Below are 21,662 nucleotides of genomic sequence, written 5' to 3' on the forward strand. Positions count from 1 at the left end.
TGTCTGGGTGCCAGTCTGCCAGCATAATCATCTGCGCGCCGCGTCTGGTTCCACCTTGTTCCACTAGGTGAGTCAACTGGCTCAAGTCATTTAACCAAGAAACTGCGCCAGAGCTCCGACCTCGTACTTTGTGGACTTTTGTTTTAGCTGGTCTTAGAGTCGAGCCGTTTGTACCGACTCCACCACCTCGAGACATAATCTCCATGACAATCTCTCTGTGTTTTGCAATACCGCCACGAGAGTCATGAATTGGAGGGGCAACATAACAGTTGAAATATGTTAGCTCCTCGTCAGTTCCAGCTCCAGCGAGAATGCGACCACCAAAGAGAATTTGTTCCATGGCGAGGCGCTCTATTTCTTTCTCGAGCCATTTTTCTCCTCCAGAGAGGGCTTTTGCAACTCGTTTTTTGAGGTCAGTAACGCTCTTTTCGAGTAAAACGTCAACTGCTCGACGGTCAAGAGTGAATTGTTTTCCTCGGTCTTCTCCACCTGTGAATAGTGTGACAGTGACTTTTTCCGTCTCTGGGTCGTAATCGTCAACAATAGCGACCTCTTTGACCACCTTAATATTGCCATTTTCGCCAACAACTTGGAACTCAACAACTACAACGTCATCACGAGTAGGAGTCTTTTCTGGGTCTTTCAAGAGGTAACGGTCAGCAATAATTTTAAGCGAGAAGCTGTCCTCCTCGCTCAGTGGTTTTTGTAAGTTCTCACGAGTAATTTTCATCATGCTACATCAACCTCCTACAATCGCTCTTTTTCTTTGCCATATTTGTCATACCACTCGTGGACTAGAAGCCTTGTATTGTAAGCCTCGAGGAGCTCCTCGCAAGTACAGTCGCAAGGGTCTTTCCCCTCGGGGAGATTTAACACTGTAATGTCAAACTTGTATTTGAGTCGCTCAATCATTTTTCTTGTTCCATTTCTTCCTGCTGGGTCATTATCAAGTCCAATCACGAGTTGAGTCACTCCAGCCTTATAGAGTTCTTGCTCGTGTTCTTCTGTGAAGAAGGTTCCAATAGGGGTACAAACATGCTTGAGACCGCAATCCCATGCTCGGACGCAATCGAAAACTCCCTCGACGACTATGACCTCATTTTTGGCTCTTACCTCCTCGAGGTTGCGACCTAAGCCAGTGAGTATCCAACCAGTATGCAAGTTTCTTGGACGGTGCATCCATTTGTTTGGCATATCATCTTTGAGTCTCCGTCCAGTGACTCCAACGAGTCGCTTTTCAATGTCCTCTATTGGCATGACAACTCTGTTAGCGAGCTCTCCATCAAGACAGACTCGGAGTTTCCAGTGTTCAATAGCCTCTGGTGAGAAGCCTCTATATTCTTTGACCTTTGCCAGTTTTGCCTTGAACTTGAAAGGAGGGAGTTTCGTTTGTTTATTGGGGTCTTCACCATTTTCTGTGATTTCTACTCAATCCTAGAGACATGTTAGCTGGATGAAATAGGTTCATCAGTCAGGATCCTTCTTCCGCATACAGACCACGAAGTTGGTAGAATGGAAACAGTCAAGTGCTTTCCTTGACGGGTTCCATTCTACCAACTATCATACCGATAGCGGAAGAAGGGAGCGCTTAAGCAGCCTGACTGCCTGTAGTGTTCCCTGTACACTCCAGAAATACACGCAAACGAAACCGTTCTAGATTTCGATAGCCATATGCCCGGCGTTTGATGTTTTTGATCTTGTGATTCGTCCCCTCAATTCGGGCATTCGTATATGGGCACAAAAAGTAGGAAAGAATAGGCTCCTTCCACCTTTCAAGCGTGTTGGCTGCTTTCTGAAAAGAAGCAAAAGGGCTCTGTTTGGCTAACTGAATCCATTCTTCCAAGCGTTCCTTTGCTTCATGATATCCATCGGTTCGGTAAAAATCCCGAAACAACTCTTTCAGATAATAAGCAATGGAAAGTGCCGGATACTCCTCCAAGATATCGTCTAATCGAAGCCGTTGGTCCTTACGAAGCTTTTCACAGCCTTTCAAGAGAAGATATCGAGCCTTTTTCAATGGAGAAAATTCCTTTCTTGCTTGATCCAAGGCTTGTGTCACTTTTTGAACCACATGGTACTTATCGATGACAATCGAAGCAGATGGAAACAGGGCGCGAACCGCCTTATGATAAGGTTCCCACATGTCAAGAATCACCGTTTGGACCATTTCTTTCGACAGGATATTTTGGCTCAACAAGTTGATGGCGGAGTCACATTGGCGATCGGCATGCATTCCCATGACCGATCCGGCTCTGGCATCCATCAATACAGTTTCATACTGTTGTCCCTTTTTTACAGCGATTTCATCTAAACTAAGCACCATTCCTTCTTGAGAAGATGCTTCTATCGCTGTTTGACGCTCTTTTGCTTTTTTCGATGCGATGGAGTAATAAATGCGTTCCAATGTTGTATATGGGATGCGGTGCTTTCGGCTAACCTCTTGAATGGTGGAGCCTTCGCAAAGTTCATACAAGTACTCACAAAATCGATTGGTGTAGTGTTGATTGGGTGGAATCGATTCCAAAGAGGCGGAAAACACTTGAGAACAATTCCAGCACCGATAGCGCTTTACCTTTATGAACAAGTACACCGGTTGATGGAAAATCGCCAAATCCCGTACTTTTCTTGTCCGTCTGTCGTGGACAGAGGAAGTGGCAAACCCACAATGAGGGCAACGTTCCTGTGTCTCTGTTTTCTCTACATGAATCGCATAACCATAGGAAAGAAGTTCTTGTTTAATCACTTTAAATTCTGGCAATCCTAGTGGTATAGAAAGCACTTACGAGACCTCCTTAATGTTTATTTCACCGCTAACATTATTGCCAGGATCTCGTCAGTGCTTTCTCTTTTTTGTCACTAAATCACAAAATTTGGTGATGAACCGTTTATTGCGTTTCCTCATTTGTTCAATAAACTTGAGAGCTTCCTCTCGAAAATAGTTCTCGTCAATCTCCTCATTCTCCCAGTCAACGGAGACGTTAAACATTTCAGCGAGCTTCTTAGCCGCCTCCAAAAAGGAGCAATCTTCCATTTTCATCACAAAGTCAAAAACGTCTCCGCCTTCTTGACACTTAGTGTGACAATAATAGAGTTTGTTGCGCTCGTCAAAAGCAAACGCTGTTGGGTTGTCTCCTCGGTGTATAGGGCAAGTGGAGCGAATATTTCCACTTCCATGTATTCTCTGAGCCCCATACACCTCGAGGAGTCTTCTCACGTTAACTGCGTCACGAATACGCTCGAGAGGGTTGCGCTTGCTCATGAGACTTCCTCCTGTAAGAGAATTTCCGTTTTGAAGTCAATGTCTATCTCGTCGAGGTTTGAAGCTCCTCCACGCTGGAAAGCTATCTTAAAGCGTTGGTTTCCTGCTGAGAGGGCTCGTTCCTCCTCAGTTTTCCAACGGAGGAAGCATACTCGGTTAGCAAGTTGGAGAATGCGGTCTGAGCCAGCAATCATGCTTTCGTCAATTTCCTCAGCCTTGACAGCTCCTCGGTTGAGCTGTACTGCTGAAACAACTGGAATCTGGAGAGTTCCTGCAATATCCTTGAGGGTGCTTGTGAGGTATCCGAGGGCTTGGTATTCTTTCTCACCAACATACCCTCCAGAGCTAGGGAGCTTAATGTAGTCAAACACTAGCAAGCCAATACCGTACTCAACTTGGTATTTTCTCGCTAGAGCGACAATTTTCTCTGGGGTGAAATGAGGGAGGTAAACGTGGTAAAAAGGAGCTTCCTTGAGCATTCGACTCGCCTCTTGCAATCTGGCAATCTTGTCTCGAGCTTTTCCGTTTATCGTGTCCCTTCCAAACATGCCATTTTTAATCTCAACCTCTGGGACTCTGCTCAGCATAGCAAGTAAACGGTCTTGTTGCTCCTCGGTAAACATTTCAGTGTCAATGTAGAGAGCTGGTACTTTATCCTCAACCGATATTTTGCGAGACCAATTGAGGAGGGTGACAGACTTTCCTGTCTTGGAGCGAGCTCCTACAATAGTGAGCTCTCCAGCTTTTAACCCTTGAGTGAGTTTATCAAACTTTCTCCAGCCAGTTTTGAGACCGATAACCTCTTGAGGGTTGAGCAATCTTTGCTTGAGACGCTCTGCAACTCCTTCTCCAATAGGGACGACCTCTTGAGAGACTTGGTACTCGAGAGTAATGTCTCGAAACTTCGACTCAACCCCCATGAGGTACTCGCTGAGGTCTTTATCCTTGGCTTTTATCGCCTCGTCAGCGACCTTGAGGGCTGTTTCATATACCTCTCTGCGAGCTGACGCTTGAATAATGTGCTCTACAAAGAGCTTTGTGTTATTTGCTACTGGAGTTGTTTTGAGAGCTTCAATATAGTCAACTCCACCAAGCTCCTCAATGGCTTGCTTAGCTCGGTCATCTGTGTAGACATTCAAAATAGAGATAGGGTCGAGTTGTTCTCCCTTGGAGTAAAGGTAGTTCATAGCCATGTAAATATATTTGTGTCCATCAACCGCAAACATGTCTGGGAGCAAACCGTTGGAGCTCGCAACAATGAGCTCCTCTGGCTTATTTAAACAAATGCTCAGCAAAGCTCTTTCTGAGCCAGCTCGGTGTATCAATTCCTTTGAAGGTATTCTTTGGGTCATACCCTTCGTCACACTCCTCTTTGAGCTTTTTCACCCTCGGGACTCTTAATAAAAATACCTTGAGGAGTAATTTATGGAGAAAAAAACTTGCTCACTTGACCAACTACAAGAGTTAATCAAGCAAGCAATCTCTTTCTCAAGGTGAGCCCTCGAGAGGGGAGAGACCTCCATGACGTTCACCTTAAAACTCTAAATTTTCGAGTTCGTCATCTGTTAAAACTTCACTGCTGTCAATCTCAATAGGTTCGCCCGAGGAGTCGTCTTGTGGTAACATGTCTGGGTCAGCTTTTTCCTCAACGTTGTTGTTTTTCTTCAAAACATCCTCCCATTTAGCTCCTTTTGCAACTGCTAAACACTGCTCAGGGGTAATATGGCTGTGGTTTTTTAACTTAGCGAGGTCAACTTTGCTTTCTTCATATAAGCGAATCTCCTCGTCAGTGAGTGGGGTGTTTTGGCGAGCTGGCGTGACAGTGTACTCTGTATTTAATCCAGAGCCCTTGCGAGTAATCGTGACATCATACTGTCTCAAGTCTCCATACTCTGGGTTCATGGCGTACTTTTTGAGCTCCTTGAATAGTCCGTTACCTTTCTCGAGGAGTTTCACCTCGCCAGTTGCTCGGTCAAGAACATGAATGACATATTTTTGTTTGACTTTGCCCCATGGAAGTTTAGAGTAACCTTTCTCACGTAAAAACTTCTTGCGTTGTTCACCTTTCAAACCTAGACGGTCAGCCTCTTGGAAGACTTTCTCCATAAATGCCTTGTTTTCAGCCTCGAGGAGGTCATCTTTACCTTTGTAAGGAATGGAAGTTCCTTTGCCTCCGTTCCCTCGAGGAGCCCACCATTCTTTAAATGCGAATGGAGCAACGTCAAGCACTCTAATGCGAGTGTCTCCCTCTGGGAGTTTCAAGTATTCAATTTTGCGCTCCTCGTTGCTACCAGTTTCATTGTTATCATCATCAACAACGCTCCAGCCGTTAATTACATCTTTATCAACATTCGCCATACACTAACAGCTCCTTTCGAGAGTTTTATTGTAGTTTTACTATGGTAATACCAAAGGGTAAATTTTTTGAGTCGCTACTGACGACCCTTGCGAGAATAATATTACTACGGTAATACCACGTTGTCAACACCTATTTTGAATTTTTTTTATGCTCCTTGAGGAGCTTCCTCCTCTGGAGGAGTTGGCTCCTCGTTGGGTATTACAGGCATTTGTTGCATGAGTATTTGAATGGCTTGCTCAATCGCTTGTTTTTCTGCTGTTAAGCGTTGCACCTTTTGAGTTGCTTGCTCAATCTTTTGGCTCATATCATTGAGAAACTGTTCCTTTTCGCTTTGTAGTTTGGCGAGCTCAGCCTCCGCGAGTCTTTCTTGTGCCTTGAGTTGCGTCTCGAGGTTGTCAATCACCACATTTTTAAAAGCTTGCATATTAAGAAGCACCTCCTAGGTCAAACTCAATGGCTCGAGCCACTTGGACGACCTTAATATCAACTTTATATATATTTCCTTCCATTTTATCGTCAACAACAATGTCAATTCCGTCTTGCTCCATTTGCCGTCCGATTTGTTGTATTTCCTCTGGGGTCATGTTATCATGGTAGTTGTAACCTAACTCACGAATGACCTCAGTAATACTGGCATTAATTTTTTCACTTATGAGGTCGGACACCTCAGCGAGAGCTTCCTCAAGCGCTTTCTTCTCTCTCTCTTTTTCCATATCTTCAATAGTTAACCGTACAAATCTTTTCATTGTCCGTCCCCCTTTATATCTTTTTTTGAGTAATACCCTGTTACGACCTAGGACTTTATGTAGTGGTGCTATGTACCTTTATCATACATAAAGTTTTTCGACAAGTCAAGGGTAACCAGTTAAAAAATTTTACTGTGGTATTACTTTGAAATAACCTTGGTTATAAAATAGAACATTAGTTCGATTTTTATGATAGGTAAAAAAAGAGCCAGCTTACGAGAAGCCAGCTCTTATTTTTGTTCTTTCTCGTATTTCTTTCCGTCAACATAACCTTGACCGAGAATGTAAGAAGCCGCCAGAGTAACAACTGCCCAGTAAGTATCCTCGTCAATTTTAATATTCAAAATGTCAGTAAGAATTACGAACAATGCTGACCCTAAAAGAGTCCACAACTTGCGAGAAGCCCATTTACTGCGTTTGAATTTTTCAATAAAGTTCTTCATAGTTTCATCACCTTATCTACTCCTTCTAGTGTAGTATTTTGACCTGCTCACTCGGAGACTTACGGACAAAGAGAGGAAGGTGAGAGGGGAAAGAGAGGGAAGAAATGGCGAGGTTATTTCACTCTCAGCTTTTGACCAGCGTAAATTTTGTTAGGGTCTTTAATTCCATTTAAGCGTTGTAACTTCTTGACAGTTGTTTTGAACTTGACAGCAATCTCGCTCAGCGTGTCGCCTCGTTGGACAACATAATACTGAGGAGAGCTTTTCACTGTTGCACTCCCTCTAATGCGGAGTTTTTGACCGACATAAATTTTGTTAGGGTCTTTAATGTTGTTGAACTTCACTAGCTCGCTGACAGTAGTATTGAACTTTTTAGCAATCTCGCTGAGTGTGTCGCCACTTCTTACAATGTAAATGTCGCCAGTCGGTTTGGCTTGCGGTTTGGACTGTCTGACTGCTTCAACCTTTTGGGTAGGTTTCACAACTTTTGCAGGGTGTTCGCTTCTCATTAAGAGGTTCATATCAACATATCCATTAATACCGTTGACTTTTCCCTTATCAGTGTATTGCCAGTAATCGCAATCAACGTCTGGCTTTGCTACACCATAACGAGCATACCAGAGAAGAACACCACTAGGCTTTTGAAACTTGCTCAGAAAGCTCTTGTTAGTGTAAACCATAACAGGGAATTGAGTGCTTTCTCTTACATAATTCAAGAACGTTTCAGCCGCCTTCGTAAGCTCTGCATAAGAGAGACCATGTTCATTAGTTTCCAAATCTAATACGAGAGGTAGGTTCAAAGGTTTGTCTTTAACAGTATTCACAAAGTGTTTTGCTTCATTGATAGCGTCATTTACTGACTCAAACCTTGCAAAGTGGTAAGCTCCAACATCAAGCCCAGCATTGTAAGCTCCTCGAACGTTTTGCTCAAAGTTAGGGTCAACATATCCATAACCCTCAGTAGCTTTCACAAAAACAAACTCAATTCCATCAGCTTTCACTTTGTTCCAGTCAATGCTCCCTTGCCAGCGACTTACGTCAATTCCTTTCATGCTGGAGACCTCCTTTATATTACTGTGGTAATATCATTGGGTATCAATAAACTTGGCATTGTTGCTGAGCTCGTTTTTGTCAGCTTTAGAGCCAAGCTCTTTCCAGACAGCCATAAAGTTTGTGTCAACTTTGTCCTCTAGCTTTGCGAGGTTGCGTTGCACTTCTTTAAGCGTCTCAGCAATATTGCCAAGCTGTTCAGTGTTTTTCTCAAGGTTTTTCATCAACTCAGCCTCTCGCCTTGCTGAGGCTTCCAGTTGCTCTCGGTACATTTGAAAGAGTTGCTCCTCACGTCTGTTGTTTTCTTCTTTTTGGTCTCTAAGAGCTGTTTGAACGTACCGAGCAACCGAGTACAAACCAACAATGAACAAGACTGCAAAGACAACCTCACTGTTGGCAACAGCAAGAATTTCCTTGATAGACACCTTTCTCACCTCCTCTCAAGTGATTTTCCCCAGTATGACATGAGTACCTCCAACATTAGCAAGAATCACTCGGTCATTAGCTCGGGGAGTGTAACTTGAGAGGTAGGGGTAAGTCTTGGAGCTTACAGTGGTGCTCCCATCAAAAATCACTTTAGGGCGACCGCTACTGTAAGCAGGGTCAATTACCCCCAGTGAGAAAGGCTTATCTTTGCTCTCTTTAGCGTTCAATGAGCTTATGAGTGTTACAAACTCGTCAGCTTTCATATGCTTACCACCTTTCTCACTTCATGCTCCATTTCTCCTCCAGCTCGGAGGGTCATTTTCCAGCCTACCTCGCTGAATTTGTCATCTATCTTGAGAGGGTCGTATTTAACCCTCAAAACGTCCATATATTCATGGAATGGCATGAGAGCTGTTTTAAAGCGCAATCGACCAAACACTTGAGAAGCCTCAAAAGCAATCCGCTCAGTGTAGGCGTCGAGAGTGGCTTGGTCTGCTATGTCATCAACTTCTCTGAAATCCACAATGTTTCTCCTCACGTTGACCGTTGAAGTAGGAGAGTCTGGGTTGTCATTTATCTTTGTACTTACGAGAGGTGTTTTTTCTGGGTTTGACTGAGTAACAACCCACACGTTAGGGACTCCAAAGAAGTCAAGTTCTTCCTCAATACCGTTGTAAATAACGGAAAGCTCGTCATCGAGGTATTCATAGTCAACTGCTTTCTCGGAAGGGGAGATATAAGGGGAAGCTGTGAAATATCCTCGAGCGTCAACCCATATTTGCGTATAGTTAATGGCTTCAAGCAAGGAGTTAATCGCCTCGAGCTTGCTTGTTCCAATAGGAAACTCAATAGGAGCTGAGAGTGTTTTGGAGCTGTCTGTTATGTTGAATTTGCTTATTCCTGCGCTTATGAGAATTTCAATCACTGCGTCAGTGTACTTTTTCCCTGCTGGAATGTAATAGCGAGAGGTGAATTTGTCATCATTGAGAATAATGAGACCGTCATATGCTTCAATCTCACGATAGACTCCATTATTCTCGTCTCTCTTGGTAGGAGTGGAGAGGAGGAAAATACCGAGAGGGAAGTCAATCCAGTTACCGTCTGGCATTTGAATTTCCATATAAGGTTGAATGCGGTCACTGAGGTAGTTAATCTCTGTGGTTTCTGGGACAATCACATCATGTTCTCCGTCGATAGTAAAGGAGAGGTTGTCGGCTCCCACATAATCAGTTATATTGCGTCTCGTGAAAGTAAAGCGAAACTGTATTTGAGCATTAGTGAGGTCAGTTCCATAAGGTAAGCTAGAAAGTTGAGCTCCATTCACCTCGGACGTCCATGCTCCCCACGTAGCTCCTCCATCTGTGGAAACTCTCGACTCGAGTTTTGCTGTTGCATAGCTTGGTGTCTGGACTTGAAAGTTCACTCTCGAGTCAACTACTTTAGTATTACGTGAGTCGCTAATGTCAATGACCCCACTAACCCATTGAGCCGACCATGTAGGGGCTGTTTTGCCAAAGTAAACATTATCAATAATAACCGCTCCGTTTGTTCCAGTTGAAGTGTGCCAAGCAATCAAAACTCCAACGGTGTCCGTTCTGTCTGCGTTGACTGCTCCATCAAAACGATACCAACCGTCTCCTAAATCAGTAATTGTATAACCTCCGTTATGGTTTGTGTCACCTATCCAAAGGTTTCCCTGTCCATCGTTGTGCATAATGTAGCAATAACTCGGGACAGCAAAGTTACCATTAGGGTCGTTGACTGGTTTAAAGAAGAAGGAGAGATACAATCTTTCCCCTGCGGTCACTGAAATATTTCTTCGTTTCAAATCAATACCTAGTGAGCTGGTTGCTGTTCGTGTAATATATTGAGCCATGCCACCTAATGAGTCGGTTGTATAGTTCCAAGTTCCTCGCCCAGCTCCCCAAGTGTTCCAATCTGGGTGAGGTTGCCCACTCGTCCATGTTGTCGTCCCAAAAGTGGACTCGTTTGTTGTCAAGAGGTTAATGTTTGGAGTTGTAATTCGTACCCAGCTCCCTCCGTCAAAAGGAGAGCTCCCAGTTGCAACTGTCCCAGAGTGAGTTCCACTCGTGAAGGTACTTTCTGAGTAAGATTTTACTTGAGAAGTTGCTCGCTCAATATGCTCTGGAATGTAATTTTCTTTTATCTTAAACTTTGCTGTGCGCTTGATAGTGGAGAAGGCTGACATTTCAACCTCCCCCTCAAGCACACAATCAAGCGTCTTAATATAGTTCTCATTTTTGTCGAGTAAGTCATAACGAAAGCGTACTTTTCTGGTGTTGCTCTTAGCATGTAATACGTCAAGAATCTGCTCTCGAGTGTAACCTCCTCTCTCAATCGTTTGCATAGTTAAGCCTCCTCTCCGTTTCTAACTGCTAAGTCCTCAATGAAATGAGTTACATGGAAGTCAGCTTTCAAGGTGAAGCCATTTACGTCATTGTCTTTAACTTCAAAAGCGTCACAAGTTACCCAGAAACGACGACCGTTGCGGTCACGATAGAGAAGAACGTCTCTCCGTCTCAAGAGGTCTTTAAACATTTCAACCTCTTGGTAAGTGTCAAAAATCCACTCAACGGAAATGACAATATCTTCATGCTCGCCAAACTCTCTAACTGGGTCACGTCTGCCAGCAAACCTCATAAGTTCGCTTTCAAGTTCCATTTTAGTCTCCCTCGAGGTAGCATACTTGAGGAGCACAATGCTAGAGAGGTTGTTGGCTTCTTGAATGAATGTGTCATTAAATACAATGCTCACTTGCTCAACGCTCGAGTCTGTTGAGGTCTTGTTGGAGTTGTTTACCGCTCGGAGTTTATACTCATAAACAACTCCGCTCGCTGGAGTGTAGTCCAAAAACGAGCCGTTCGTTGGAAGGTCATCTGCAATCATAATCCATGGGGCTGTACCAGTTGGAGTGTATTCTCTGCGAAAGACTTGAATCTCCTCGGTTGCTGTGCTTGCGTTAGAAATACGGAGGTTTATGTTGCTAATTGTGACCGTTCCTGTGTTGTCCCACGTTGTGTAGAAAATAACTCGCAACTTGACAGCGTTCTCTGGCAAAGTATAGTTGAGCGCTGTTGTTCCAACAGGAGAGAGAGCTTTATCCGCTCCAGTTGCTTGGAAGCTAATTGCATTGTTATTTGCGTCATAAGCTCCAATATAGAGTCGCCCTCCTTGAATATCAAAGGTTGCTGTCAAGGTGTAAACACTTCCAGCAACAAGAGGAATTTCCTCACTGGTGAGCCAGTATTCAACTCCCTTGAGAGCTCCTGTAATAGTCAAGCTGTTTTGGTCTAATAGCTCGTAATCCATTCCTCTGACGGAGCCACTATAACCTTGGAGGAGTGGGTTTTGCTCTCCATCATTGACCAAGAAAGACGGTAAAATGTCAACGTCACTCGCTCCATAGAAAATGTTTAATACTCCGTCACCAGCTTCCTCAAAGCGTTCAATAACTGGAGGGAGTGGAGGAGTGAAGTTTGTGGAGAACACCACAATGGTGTAGTCCGACCACAAGCCTGTTGTGGAGTCCATAACTCTCAAGTGAATTTCATAGAATTTGTTGTTTTCTAAGTCAACTGGAATAGTAACTTGCTTAGTTCCTCCGCTTTTCACTTCATGGAATAGCTCCCAACCATCCGAGTCATACAATGCGAGGTCATATTGAATCTGGTTCAAACTCGACCATGTAACAGTCACCCGAGTTGTATTAACTTCCGCAAAGTCAGTAGGGTAAAGGATAGTAGGGGCGTTTGTTGGCTGGCTCGCTTTAATAATTTGCCATTGAGAATATGGAGACTCGAGACCTTGTTGGTCTTTTGTTTTAACTCCCCATTCAATGTTACCAAACGGAAGCGTGTTCGCTGGCATGTCATAGTATTGGTTTGTTGTGTTCATGAACGAGGTAGCGTTTGGAATGTAGTTCCAAGCCCCTCGAGTACCGTCAGCCGCAACTGTACGCCAAGCAATACGGAAACCAGCTTGAGCTCCGTCATCGTTGTGTTTCCACGAGAAACGGTTTGGTTGCGTTCTGTCAATGACCGCTCCAGTTGCAGGAGAGAGTTGAGTTGGAGCACTTGGAGGTTGGTTGTGGTCAATCGTGAAGTAGTTGGAATATACCCAGCCACTATATTCTTGACCGTCATATGCTCGAATAGCAACTCGAGCGCTTGAAGTTTCTTTCAGCGAGCTCGTGTCTATTGTGTAGCTTGTTGCTCCTGTCGCTGTTGTGTAATACTTCCAGCCAGTACCGTCATTAATAGCAACTTGATAGGAAAGAGCGTCTCCGTCTGGGTCACTTGCCTTGTTCCATCTTACCGTAATACTTTGGTCAACAATCTCTCCACCTTGAGGGTACGTGAGAGTAGGAGCACTCGGAGGGTTGTTCCAGTCACCAGTTACCTCAATATAAGCACAATAGCTGTCAGTTCTATAACCATAAGCCTCTCCGTAATAGCCACTCGACGCTCCAGAGTAGAGGACAACTCCATGGTAAGTACCATTTTTGTAATCATTCATAAAAACGTTAGTAAGGTCAAGGCTAATCCATCCAGTTCCTAGACCTTGATAAGCTCTGAGGTACTTATACCATGGCATTGTACCTCCAGCCTTGTTATACGTTTCTTTGTGAGCCCCAACGTCCCACTCTGGAGAAGCGTCATAAACATATATCCAGAGTTTCAGCGTAGTTGCTGTTTTGGACGTTCTCAGAGCGTCTCTCACTGAGGTAGGAAATCCAATATAGGAATGGTAGTTGTCTGCTCCACCTACTCGAATAGGAGAGCCAGCGCCAACATATGAGTTGCTTGACGCTCTGTATTGTCCCATCCAAGCTATGTTAAACTTCTTAGTTGCCAACTCAAACTCCCTCCTTTCTATCTTCGTCTAATAGCTTGTCGTAAGTCTCTTAAAATATCAGCCGAGGCTGTTTGCTCAACATTTTGACCCACAAATCTAATTGTCTCACGAGAACTATCTCCTCGTACTTCCACCTCGCCATAATGCTCATGACGAATGACAATTACAGTGCGTCCTGCTCTGCCAAAATAGTCTAAGCCAACTGTTCCATAACTATTGTTGAGCTCGCCATTGAGTTTCTCCATAGCTCCACTAATGGCTCTTGTCATAGTTGGCACTTTCTTGAGAGCTCCTTCGTACCAAGTAGGGAAGAACGACTCACCAGACTTGTCAAGGTCGCTCAACGGTCCTTCTTTTGCTGGCGAGAATGGCAATAGTCTCCGAATAGCACTCAAACCAGACGAAACAGCCGACTTAGCTCTTGCAATACCGTTTTTAACTCCTTGAACGAAAGCGTCAAGAAGTCCCTTACCAGCACTCAAGAAACTAGAAGCCATTCCCTTGATTGCAGAGACAATGCCATGAATACCACTCGAAACAGCCGAGCGAGCACTACTCATCATGCTTCTAAATCTGCTTACAAGCGAGCTCGCTAGAGAGCTAATTGTTCCCAATACTTTGGAAGGCAACGAGCGAAAGAAACTTACAACGTTGTTAATCCCAGAGCTTACAGCGCTTCGGGCGTTGCTCATCATGCTTTTGAATCTGCTCACGAGGTTGGAAGCCAAACTGCTAATGAAGCTAATAACCTTAGAAGGGAGGCTTCTAAAGAAGCTCACGATGTTGTTAATTCCACTGTTTACAGCGCTTTTTGCGTTGCTCATGAATTGCTTGAATTTTGATACTGCTTGACTAGCCAAGTTACTGATGAAAGACATTACCTTGGAAGGTAATTGTCTGAAAAAGTTCACAACAGCGTTAATTCCGTTGCTTACTGCGCTCTTTGCATTCTCCATAAACGACTTGAACTTTGCCACTGCTTGAGTTGCCATGTTGGTCACTGCTGTGACTACTGCTGTTTTAATGTTGTTCCAGACTTGTTGGAGTCTAGTCCAGAGTTGTTGAGCGTATTGCTTAATCTTATCCCAGTTTTGATAGAGTAATACTCCAACAGCAATCAGAGCTAAAATAGCCGCCATAACTAAACCGAATGGGTTAGCCAGCATAGCAACTCGTAGCAATGTGAACGCTGTTCTTACTGCGGTAAAAACTGTTTTCAGCGTGTTAAAGGCGTTCTTGACTGCGTTAATGATAGAGACGACAGCCACGACACCCTTGAAAGCCATGAAACCAGCCAAAACACTAGCAAGAACAACCTTGAGAGCCCCTAAGTGTTGCAAAAGGAATTGTCCAGTTGCTCTTATCAAGTTCAAGGCTGTTTGTACCAGCCCAGAAGTTGTTGTCCACTGAACGAAGGAGCTTGCCAATTGGAGGACGACACTGCCAAGGGGAGCTAGAGCAACGACCAACTGTCCGATGAATCTAAATAAGTTGCCAATCAAACTCAAGAGGACAGGAGTATTGGCTTTGACATAGCTGACAAACTGCTGGAATCCTTGGCTCTGACTCAACCCCTCAGCCCATTTTCTGAAACTTGCTGACATATTGACCATGCCTTGTGCGAATGACTGGCTCAGAGGGGAGAATGCTTTGAGAATTTCCATGAATCCCACAAACAAGTTGCCAGCAGTCGTGAGAATAGCTGTCAAGTTTTGTCCAACTGAGCTATTTATATAGTCAAAGAAGCTCTTTACTTGCTCGGTCTTGAAAGAAGCATTGACTTTTTCTAAGAAGCTGGCAAGCACATTTCCAGTTGTTGCAATAGCTGGCTTCAAGGCTTCCATAAGGTTGCGAATGAAGTCTAACCCTTGACCAAAGACCTTAAAAACTGGCGTTTGAAGGCTTTGAGTGAAGCTACCCCACCAAGACTTGAACTCCATTAAATCAGTGAGAGCTTGACGCTCAGCTTGACTCAATCCAGCCATAACTTGCTGGAGCTCTTTTTGGTATTTAATACGCTCTTTTGCTGAGTCAGCTTGCTTAATTTTCTCCTCAATCTTAGCAACTTCCTCGCTGGCTTTGACTACTCCTCCAATAGATGAAACAGCAACAGCACCAAAAGCCATAGCTCCAGCGCCAGCACTAGCAAACATGGAAGCCATAGCGCCAATACCAGCAACGGCTGGAGCAAAGCCAGCAATAGAGCCAGAGACACCAGCCAAAACAGTTGTTACTTTTCTACCACCATTCCCCAGTCTGTCAAGAGCTCGATTGACTTCATCAATTTTGCGACTTGCGTTGTCGATAGCGTTAATAATAATCTCAACAGAGTTAGCCAACGCTCAGCTCACCTCCTTTGTCCTCCACCAAGTTTTCTAGCAAGCTCCTTTCTGTTTTCTCTCCTGTTTTGTCTGGAGTGGTATTCGTTAATTGCGTTCATAACGCAAATGAGCTCCTCAATCGTTTTGTTGTCCTCCTGCTCTAACTGAGAAGGGAGACAACCAAACTCTCGACAGAGCTCATAAATTTGCAGGGCTTCTGGAGGGTTCTCGACTTTCTTACCCTCCAAGCTCTTTAAGACAGCCGACCTTATTGCTTTTTTTCTTCTTCTGTGACTCCATTGTCATCTTGCTCGCTAATCTTTTGTATTAACTGAGCAACAAAGTCCTCATGTAAGTTGTCAAGTGTTTCAAGAGTAATAGGGAGCTTGTTGTCATTCTCGTCCGTCAAATCCCAGTCTTTAATCTGGTAGAGAGCTCGAAGAACACCAATAAGAGAAGGGTCAACCTCAGCTTTTTGTGTAATAGGGTTGAATTTCATAGCTTCTTTAACTGCTTTACGAGACTCACCAAACGTCAACTTTTTAAGCGTAATCTTAGCGCCCATTACCTCAATCACTTTCTCGTCATTCTTTTTCAACCAAGGTTTGTTTGCCATTATTCATCATCCTTTCTCGTGGAATTATTAGGGGAGAGGGGAAATAGGGGAGGAGGGGGTTAAATCAGAGTAGCGTTTCCGTCTTTTGCAACTACTTCAATACCAGTGAAAAGGGCTTCAAGTTCTTGTTCTTGGTGCTCCTCAGCATTCACTGGAAGGCTGTTCGTATCGTACATTCCACCCATGAGAGTGACCTTAATGGAGTGGTTTGCGTTTTGAACATCTTGGAGCATTAACTCAACAACGAGGTTGTCTCCATTCTTGAAGGAATCCCATTGGGTCGTATCAGTAAAGTCAAGCGTCAAGCTCGCTGTAATCTCAAGGTTGCCTTCTTCAATGCGAGCTGGTTTGTTTGTGCCATTCAATACAAAACGTCTTTCTAAGTTGTTATTAATCTCAAGCTCAAACTCTCGGACGTTCGCAACTTGTACGCTGTTAATTTTGACGGAGCCTTCATAGAACATGAAATAGTTATCAAGCTCAGCTTGGACTGTTGCTGGAGTAATACCGCTATCCTCAACATGTGAGAATAGAATTTCAGCCTCAGCTGTAACAGCTTCCTCTGCGCTCGCTGTAAGCGTTAAGCTGTCAACTTTTCCTCCAACATAGTTGCGAGTGAAGTTGTGGAGCAAGTTGTGGTTTTGAATTGTGAAGCTCGGGAGTTGTTCTCCACTTCCAACTGGTGTAATCGTGTGAGTATAACCATTAGAGCCATCACCAGTTGTCGAAACCTTTCCAAGAGCCAAAGCAATCATGCGAGCATTTTGTAGAGCGAATGAGACGGAGCCATCAACTTCCTTGACTCCAGCTCGGAGCATGAAAGGAGCACGAACACCAACGCTAAGACGAGAGTCTAAGTTGTTATTTTCCTCTGGCTCAAAGCTCTCAACAATACCAATCCATTTGAATCCAGTTGTAGGAGCTTGAGCGAATGTTGTCTCCTTGGCGACAACCACTGTATTGTCAAAGCCATGAGCTTGTTTCGCCATTATTTGTCACCTGCCTTTCTGCCTTTTTTCGTTTCTTGCACTTCTTCAAACCCCAGAGTTTTCAGCTCCTTGGCGAATAACTTGTCATCTGTCTCGATGACATAACCCTCAGAAACTTCATGGTACTCTGGGAAAAGAATGCGAAACTTCCTTTTACCGTTGTAAATGAGCTTCATATTCACACCTCGCTTATGTGAAACGCTTAATAATTTGAACGTTGAGGCGAGCTCCTTGCAGGAAGGACGCTTCTCCTTGTTGTACCGTTCCAAACTCAGCCACGTCATCAATAGACAAGTAGTGGCAAACTCCTCCAAGAGTTTTGTCTTGTTCGATAGCGTCCTCAACAAGCTCCAGAAGCCTTAGACATTCGCTTTCAGCGTCCTCAGCGTCGAGAATATCGACGTAGACCCAGACTACCATATCAAGCTCGAGTTGCTTCACTCCAACCCCTACCTTGGGTTTTCTGCGTGAGCTTATCTCGAGCGCAACCGCTGGAAAGAAAGCGATATTTTGATAGGGTACTGGGTAAACCTCGATATTTTCTCCGACGCTCTGCAAATAGTTCTTAATTTGTTGTCTCAAGGCTTCTTTAATCTCTCGGTACATTCCAACATTTTGAGCCATTATTCAGTCAGCTCCTTTACATAGTCCCCAAAAATGCGCTTAATGACTTGTTCGTCCTTGGAATCGAAGTAGAGGAAAGGTCTTGGCGGGACATATCCAAACTTCGTTCGACCACCAAAGTTATGGAGTGGGGCATAAATGAGGTTTGTTCCGTATTGAAGTTTATTTTTACTTACTCGCTTAATCGCTCTGGAAGTGACTGACTGCTTGAGTCTGCCAGTATCATTGAGAGGTTTTCCACCTATACGGTGAGGGTGCCACTTGAGGGTTGCAGGGGAGAGAGGTTTCCATCTAGCTTGACGGAAACGAGTTCCAATAGACTTCTCCATGTAAGTACCAGACTGCTTGAGAGGCTTAGTAAAATCCATGTCTTGAAACTTCTCGAGGCGTTTATCAAGCCCATTGAGCTCAACTCGAATATTAATGCTGACAGCCATATTTATCACCAGTATGGTTCATCTAAGGTGAATATTGGAGGTTCATTGTTTGTAGAAGCGAAACCGCTTTGGTAGTTGCTTCTTTGTGGAGCGTCAATCATGAGGTCTCCTATTGCAATCTTCTCGAGCATGGAGATAGCTCGCTCATATCGTTTGACTTGATACTCGTCAAAGTTTGGCATTTGAGAGGAGTAAAGAGACTCAGCAAGAAAGAAGATAGCTAAGTCAATTGTAATGTGTTTAATGGGCTCTGGTACTGGGTTGAATGGAGTCACATAAGCAACCTTGAGGTGGCTATCAACTAATGTGGTTGCTTTCTTAATGTGAAACTCAATATCTTCGTCTTTAATTTGTGGAGGTAACTTCGTCATAACGTTGCGAATGTCACTGACTGTGGCATACATTATTTGTCACCTTCTTTGGTTGCCTTCTCCTTCTTAGAAGGCTTTTTCTCGTCTTTGACCTCCTCGGCAACTTTTAATTGAATCAATCGTTTACCTTGCTCGTCAGAAACCTCTAAAATTGTTCCTTTCTTGTTTAAAGTCAAGACGTTATCAACTAAGGTTTTGACTTTCAACCATAACACCTCCCAGAAAAATTCAAGGGAGGGAGAGCGTCTGAGCTAACCTCAAACCCTTTATTTTCTCTCCTCTCCCTTTACCTCAGTATTTCTCCAGTAATATTAACGGACAGCCTTAATGAGCATAATAGCTTTAGGGTCTGTCAAGTATGCTTGAGTGAAGCGAGTTGCTCTTACAATTGTGCGGTCGTTGCTTTGTTCGTTATATACTGCTGTGCGTAATGGCTCAGCGTCCGCAATATCGCCAATTACTTTGCGCTGTAACACTAGGACGTTAGTGTCCGAGAAGTTCTCGTCAACAATGAAGCTCATACCTAAGAAGTCACCTAAGTAGCCACGCAACAGAGCAACGTCTGTGTTGTTTTGGCGCAAAGCGTCACGAACGTCTTTGTTTTTCAACAACATAGCCTCAACTCGAGGGTTAATAACAACTGTGTCAGCTGTATAGCCAAAGTCTCTGACCGCTGTTTTAGCGTCAATTAACTCTTTAATCATGTTCTCTGCTGTGCCCCAGCCACCAGAAGTTAGAGTTTGAATACCAGCTTGCTCGTTTGTAGCAACTTTGTAAGACATGGAGTCAACCATTTTGCGGACGTTCATGGCTAATTTGCGGTAAGCTCGTTCAATTTGTCCGTCAGTACCGTACCGTTGCATTTCATAAGTAATCGGTACCTCTAAGCCATATTTCTTAATGAGGGCTGTTTTTTGTTCTTCTGTCAAACCAATACGTTTGTAGTTCGAGCCTTCTCCAACTTCTGGCACTTCATCGTAGGCTTGACGACCATTAGCGTCTGCGTCAGCGTCTACCATGTATTTAATCGCTAAAGCGTTCACGCTTGTTTGTGTGAAAAGTTGGTCTGCAACGAATTGGTGTCCAATCAAGTCACGAATACGTCTGTCAACGAACTCTCGCTTTAATAAAGGGTGTTGACCTAATACAAAGTCAGCCATGTGCTTCTACCTCCTTTGGTCAATTATTTCAAGTAAGCAATCACAAAGTCTCCGTCAGCGCTTGCTGTCGTTAGAGCTTTTGCAATCACTGCTCCTGTGTTAGTTGTACCGTCTCGGTGAATGAATTTGCCAGCCGCTCCAACTTGAATGTCGCCACCAGCTGGAATTGCGCCTCCTGCTGTCAAATAAACAACTGGCTTATTCATTACGACTGTTACAACGTCTCCGTCGTTACCTTTGTAGCCTTCGTTTACTCCGTCTTTAGCAACGCTACCAGCATAAACAATTCCAATAGCTTCCTCGCCAGCGTTAGCCAAGCCAACTGTCATGTCGCCACGAATGGCAACTGGTTGACCAATGAAAAGCGTTTCGCCAGCTTGCACTTTGAAAGTATGAAACGCTCCTGCTTGAATGTGGTATTCTACCTTATTGCGAGCCATTTAGCTTCAACCTCCTTGTCTCAGTAATTACAGAGTACGACCGTATTTTTTGACATACTCCTCATAGAATTTTTCAAAGTCGTCTTGAGCTTGGTCTTTTTCTTGCTCTTTCTCTGGTTGTTGGACTTCGCCTTGCTCAGAAAGGTCAACTTTTTGGAAGTTTTTCATAAACTCATCGAATAAGCCCATTTGCTCCTCGTTGAATGTTTTCAAGAGTTTTTCAAGAGCGTCAACTTGTGCTGGGACAATTTTGTTTTCTTCTTGGAAAGCCTCAATTTTCGCTTTCACTTGAGACTCACTGAATTGTTGCTGAACTTTTTCAAGAGCTTCCAAGCGTTTTGTTAGTTCAGCATACTCTGCATGAATCTCTTGCTCAATCTCCTTGCGAATTTCCGCTCTCAATTCGCTAAGATTGACAGCTTTTTCTTTATCAGCCATCTTTCCAACCTCCTTGTTTTCCTCGTATGTGGAAATATATCCATTTTCGCTAAACAACCGAGCTGTCTTTACTTGAGGGAAAGCCACTAGCGAGACCTCACGCAACTTGTAAGGCTTGAATCCCTCCTCAGTGTGCTTCAAGTAGAATGAAATAGACAGCTTTTTCATTAGGTTCTTTCTAATGCGCTCCTTGGCAAAGTCGTCAATAATGCGTAAAACTCCTAAGAGTTTTCCGTCCTTCACTTCAACGCTTTCCAAGTAGCCGACCGTATCTTTAGCACTTTCTGAGTGGTCTATCTGAATTGGCACCTCCTCGCTAGGATCAAAGTTATTGGCTAACTCCTCAAGGTCTTGCTCGGTATATTCAACACCTCGGTGTGCTCCAACGGAGAACAACTCAGCCATTTTGAGCATATCTTCGTCTTGCTCGTTGACTACTGTCTCCGTAAATTTGCCAATGTAGTAGAGTTTCTCGTTCAAGCAAGTTACCTCCTCAGAGTTAGACATTTTCTCGCCAGCCATTTTCAAGAGCGACTCTGGAGCTTCCATTTTGAGCTCTCTGTAATGGCGCAACAAGTGCTTTGCGGCTTGTCGTTTTTGCTCAGCCGTCAAGTTTGGCTCTGAGCGAGCACCAGCAAGAGCCGCAACTGCCGCCGTTAGACCGTTTTTATTCAGCACCAGAGTGTCTCCTTGTATTTCATGGTGAGGAGCCCAACAATCAGCTTGCGTCAAGTCAGCGTTGATATTAGCTTTAACAACTGCGTACATCTCACGAACAGCTTCAGTAGCGCCTTGTTCTCCGTCCTCAAGCGCTTGTTTCAATCTGCGCCAAATAGAAGATTTATCGACGCTACTCCAGTCTTTCTCGCTGACTTTGCCTTTAGCAATCTTTAGCGCCACAATTCCACCCCCTCAAAAGCCTCACCTTGGTATTACCCCTCTATTTCCCCTCTCACTAAATATATATCAGGGGGTGGTTACACTTCTCGGAGCCATTTTAGGAGGATAATACTACTTAGAAGGGGAGAGGGGAGTAAAAAATTTTTCTCCTCGGTGGTAGTTGACTTTTATTGAGTATTATTATAATATTATTACAGTAATACTTATT

24 protein-coding genes and 1 pseudogene are annotated in these 21,662 nt (G+C 44.0%); all 25 read right to left on the bottom strand.

Annotated features, from left to right (window positions below; translation table 11 throughout):
- A pseudogene (locus LG52_RS00515) lies at positions 1-733 on the bottom strand (ribonucleotide-diphosphate reductase subunit alpha); the annotation flags it as partial.
- A gap of 14 nt (positions 734-747) precedes the next feature.
- Positions 748-1,257, bottom strand: a complete 510-nt coding sequence (locus tag LG52_RS00520) for a toprim domain-containing protein (RefSeq protein WP_052524444.1) — start codon at positions 1,255-1,257, stop codon at positions 748-750.
- Between the two features lie 331 nt (positions 1,258-1,588).
- On the bottom strand, positions 1,589-2,779 hold the full coding sequence (locus LG52_RS00525; protein WP_044730357.1) for an ISL3 family transposase: 1,191 nt from the start codon (positions 2,777-2,779) through the stop codon (positions 1,589-1,591).
- A gap of 54 nt (positions 2,780-2,833) precedes the next feature.
- Complete coding sequence (locus tag LG52_RS00530) at positions 2,834-3,259, bottom strand: CHC2 zinc finger domain-containing protein (protein ID WP_052524446.1); 426 nt, start codon at positions 3,257-3,259, stop codon at positions 2,834-2,836.
- Complete coding sequence (locus LG52_RS00535; RefSeq protein WP_044730435.1) at positions 3,256-4,611, bottom strand: replicative DNA helicase; 1,356 nt, start codon at positions 4,609-4,611, stop codon at positions 3,256-3,258. Before LG52_RS00535 ends, LG52_RS00530 begins: the two co-directional genes overlap by 4 nt.
- Before the next feature lie 181 nt (positions 4,612-4,792).
- On the bottom strand, positions 4,793-5,617 hold the full coding sequence (locus LG52_RS00540; RefSeq protein WP_044730436.1) for a hypothetical protein: 825 nt from the start codon (positions 5,615-5,617) through the stop codon (positions 4,793-4,795).
- A gap of 146 nt (positions 5,618-5,763) precedes the next feature.
- On the bottom strand, positions 5,764-6,042 hold the full coding sequence (locus tag LG52_RS00545) for a hypothetical protein (RefSeq protein ID WP_044730437.1): 279 nt from the start codon (positions 6,040-6,042) through the stop codon (positions 5,764-5,766).
- 1 nt (position 6,043) lies between these two features.
- A complete protein-coding gene (locus tag LG52_RS00550) occupies positions 6,044-6,364 on the bottom strand; it encodes a hypothetical protein (protein ID WP_044730438.1) in 321 nt (106 codons plus the stop codon).
- Between the two features lie 230 nt (positions 6,365-6,594).
- The gene (locus LG52_RS00555) at positions 6,595-6,807 is read right to left on the bottom strand and encodes a hypothetical protein (protein ID WP_044730439.1); all 213 of its coding nucleotides are present in this window, start codon (positions 6,805-6,807) and stop codon (positions 6,595-6,597) included.
- Positions 6,808-6,920: 113 nt separating this feature from the next.
- On the bottom strand, positions 6,921-7,859 hold the full coding sequence (locus LG52_RS00560) for a GH25 family lysozyme (protein WP_044730440.1): 939 nt from the start codon (positions 7,857-7,859) through the stop codon (positions 6,921-6,923).
- A 33-nt stretch (positions 7,860-7,892) separates the two neighbouring features.
- Positions 7,893-8,282 carry a hypothetical protein gene (locus tag LG52_RS18470; RefSeq protein WP_052524448.1) on the bottom strand — a complete coding sequence of 130 codons (390 nt, stop codon included), beginning with the start codon at positions 8,280-8,282 and terminating at the stop codon, positions 7,893-7,895.
- 15 nt (positions 8,283-8,297) lie between these two features.
- Positions 8,298-8,546 carry a hypothetical protein gene (locus LG52_RS00570; protein ID WP_044730441.1) on the bottom strand — a complete coding sequence of 83 codons (249 nt, stop codon included), beginning with the start codon at positions 8,544-8,546 and terminating at the stop codon, positions 8,298-8,300.
- Positions 8,543-10,651: a hypothetical protein gene (locus tag LG52_RS20030; protein ID WP_197074533.1), complete on the bottom strand. Its 2,109-nt coding sequence runs from the start codon at positions 10,649-10,651 to the stop codon at positions 8,543-8,545. The genes LG52_RS00570 and LG52_RS20030 overlap by 4 nt, the downstream gene beginning before the upstream one ends.
- A gap of 2 nt (positions 10,652-10,653) precedes the next feature.
- Positions 10,654-13,158 carry a fibronectin type III domain-containing protein gene (locus tag LG52_RS18475; protein ID WP_052524450.1) on the bottom strand — a complete coding sequence of 835 codons (2,505 nt, stop codon included), beginning with the start codon at positions 13,156-13,158 and terminating at the stop codon, positions 10,654-10,656.
- Between the two features lie 17 nt (positions 13,159-13,175).
- A complete protein-coding gene (locus LG52_RS18480) occupies positions 13,176-15,497 on the bottom strand; it encodes a phage tail protein (RefSeq protein ID WP_052524453.1) in 2,322 nt (773 codons plus the stop codon).
- A gap of 250 nt (positions 15,498-15,747) precedes the next feature.
- Positions 15,748-16,095 carry a hypothetical protein gene (locus LG52_RS00600; protein ID WP_044730443.1) on the bottom strand — a complete coding sequence of 116 codons (348 nt, stop codon included), beginning with the start codon at positions 16,093-16,095 and terminating at the stop codon, positions 15,748-15,750.
- 59 nt (positions 16,096-16,154) lie between these two features.
- Positions 16,155-17,084 carry a phage tail tube protein gene (locus tag LG52_RS00605; RefSeq protein WP_044730444.1) on the bottom strand — a complete coding sequence of 310 codons (930 nt, stop codon included), beginning with the start codon at positions 17,082-17,084 and terminating at the stop codon, positions 16,155-16,157.
- Positions 17,084-17,260, bottom strand: a complete 177-nt coding sequence (locus LG52_RS19575; protein ID WP_156135609.1) for a hypothetical protein — start codon at positions 17,258-17,260, stop codon at positions 17,084-17,086. The genes LG52_RS00605 and LG52_RS19575 overlap by 1 nt, the downstream gene beginning before the upstream one ends.
- Before the next feature lie 13 nt (positions 17,261-17,273).
- Entirely contained in the window at positions 17,274-17,708 is a 435-nt protein-coding gene (locus LG52_RS00610; RefSeq protein WP_044730445.1) for a hypothetical protein, read from the bottom strand.
- The gene (locus tag LG52_RS00615) at positions 17,708-18,145 is read right to left on the bottom strand and encodes a phage virion morphogenesis protein (protein WP_044730446.1); all 438 of its coding nucleotides are present in this window, start codon (positions 18,143-18,145) and stop codon (positions 17,708-17,710) included. Before LG52_RS00615 ends, LG52_RS00610 begins: the two co-directional genes overlap by 1 nt.
- 5 nt (positions 18,146-18,150) lie before the next feature.
- The gene (locus LG52_RS00620) at positions 18,151-18,549 is read right to left on the bottom strand and encodes a phage protein Gp36 family protein (protein ID WP_044730447.1); all 399 of its coding nucleotides are present in this window, start codon (positions 18,547-18,549) and stop codon (positions 18,151-18,153) included.
- On the bottom strand, positions 18,549-18,722 hold the full coding sequence (locus LG52_RS19580; RefSeq protein ID WP_156135610.1) for a DUF7302 family protein: 174 nt from the start codon (positions 18,720-18,722) through the stop codon (positions 18,549-18,551). The genes LG52_RS00620 and LG52_RS19580 overlap by 1 nt, the downstream gene beginning before the upstream one ends.
- 105 nt (positions 18,723-18,827) lie before the next feature.
- On the bottom strand, positions 18,828-19,676 hold the full coding sequence (locus LG52_RS00625; protein ID WP_044730448.1) for a hypothetical protein: 849 nt from the start codon (positions 19,674-19,676) through the stop codon (positions 18,828-18,830).
- Between the two features lie 23 nt (positions 19,677-19,699).
- Complete coding sequence (locus tag LG52_RS00630) at positions 19,700-20,116, bottom strand: hypothetical protein (protein WP_052524455.1); 417 nt, start codon at positions 20,114-20,116, stop codon at positions 19,700-19,702.
- Positions 20,117-20,143: 27 nt separating this feature from the next.
- Positions 20,144-21,454: a hypothetical protein gene (locus LG52_RS00635; protein WP_231584408.1), complete on the bottom strand. Its 1,311-nt coding sequence runs from the start codon at positions 21,452-21,454 to the stop codon at positions 20,144-20,146.
- Positions 21,455-21,662 lie beyond the last annotated feature (208 nt).

The organism is Geobacillus kaustophilus (genome assembly GCF_000948285.1).
Taxonomy (GTDB): Bacteria; Bacillota; Bacilli; order Bacillales; family Anoxybacillaceae; genus Geobacillus; species Geobacillus thermoleovorans_A.

Bases quoted from the DNA above. Each gene is read 5' to 3' on its own strand.
- LG52_RS00520 (WP_052524444.1), bottom strand. From the start codon at position 1,257: ATGCCAATAGAGGACATTGAAAAGCGACTCGTTGGAGTCACTGGACGG.
- LG52_RS00530 (WP_052524446.1), bottom strand. From the start codon at position 3,259: ATGAGCAAGCGCAACCCTCTCGAGCGTATTCGTGACGCAGTTAACGTG.
- LG52_RS00535 (WP_044730435.1), bottom strand. From the start codon at position 4,611: ATGACCCAAAGAATACCTTCAAAGGAATTGATACACCGAGCTGGCTCA.
- LG52_RS00540 (WP_044730436.1), bottom strand. From the start codon at position 5,617: ATGGCGAATGTTGATAAAGATGTAATTAACGGCTGGAGCGTTGTTGAT.
- LG52_RS00545 (WP_044730437.1), bottom strand. From the start codon at position 6,042: ATGCAAGCTTTTAAAAATGTGGTGATTGACAACCTCGAGACGCAACTC.
- LG52_RS00550 (WP_044730438.1), bottom strand. From the start codon at position 6,364: ATGAAAAGATTTGTACGGTTAACTATTGAAGATATGGAAAAAGAGAGA.
- LG52_RS00555 (WP_044730439.1), bottom strand. From the start codon at position 6,807: ATGAAGAACTTTATTGAAAAATTCAAACGCAGTAAATGGGCTTCTCGC.
- LG52_RS00560 (WP_044730440.1), bottom strand. From the start codon at position 7,859: ATGAAAGGAATTGACGTAAGTCGCTGGCAAGGGAGCATTGACTGGAAC.
- LG52_RS00570 (WP_044730441.1), bottom strand. From the start codon at position 8,546: ATGAAAGCTGACGAGTTTGTAACACTCATAAGCTCATTGAACGCTAAA.
- LG52_RS20030 (WP_197074533.1), bottom strand. From the start codon at position 10,651: ATGCAAACGATTGAGAGAGGAGGTTACACTCGAGAGCAGATTCTTGAC.
- LG52_RS00600 (WP_044730443.1), bottom strand. From the start codon at position 16,095: ATGGCAAACAAACCTTGGTTGAAAAAGAATGACGAGAAAGTGATTGAG.
- LG52_RS00605 (WP_044730444.1), bottom strand. From the start codon at position 17,084: ATGGCGAAACAAGCTCATGGCTTTGACAATACAGTGGTTGTCGCCAAG.
- LG52_RS19575 (WP_156135609.1), bottom strand. From the start codon at position 17,260: ATGAAGCTCATTTACAACGGTAAAAGGAAGTTTCGCATTCTTTTCCCA.
- LG52_RS00610 (WP_044730445.1), bottom strand. From the start codon at position 17,708: ATGGCTCAAAATGTTGGAATGTACCGAGAGATTAAAGAAGCCTTGAGA.
- LG52_RS00615 (WP_044730446.1), bottom strand. From the start codon at position 18,145: ATGGCTGTCAGCATTAATATTCGAGTTGAGCTCAATGGGCTTGATAAA.
- LG52_RS00620 (WP_044730447.1), bottom strand. From the start codon at position 18,549: ATGTATGCCACAGTCAGTGACATTCGCAACGTTATGACGAAGTTACCT.
- LG52_RS00625 (WP_044730448.1), bottom strand. From the start codon at position 19,676: ATGGCTGACTTTGTATTAGGTCAACACCCTTTATTAAAGCGAGAGTTC.
- LG52_RS00630 (WP_052524455.1), bottom strand. From the start codon at position 20,116: ATGGCTCGCAATAAGGTAGAATACCACATTCAAGCAGGAGCGTTTCAT.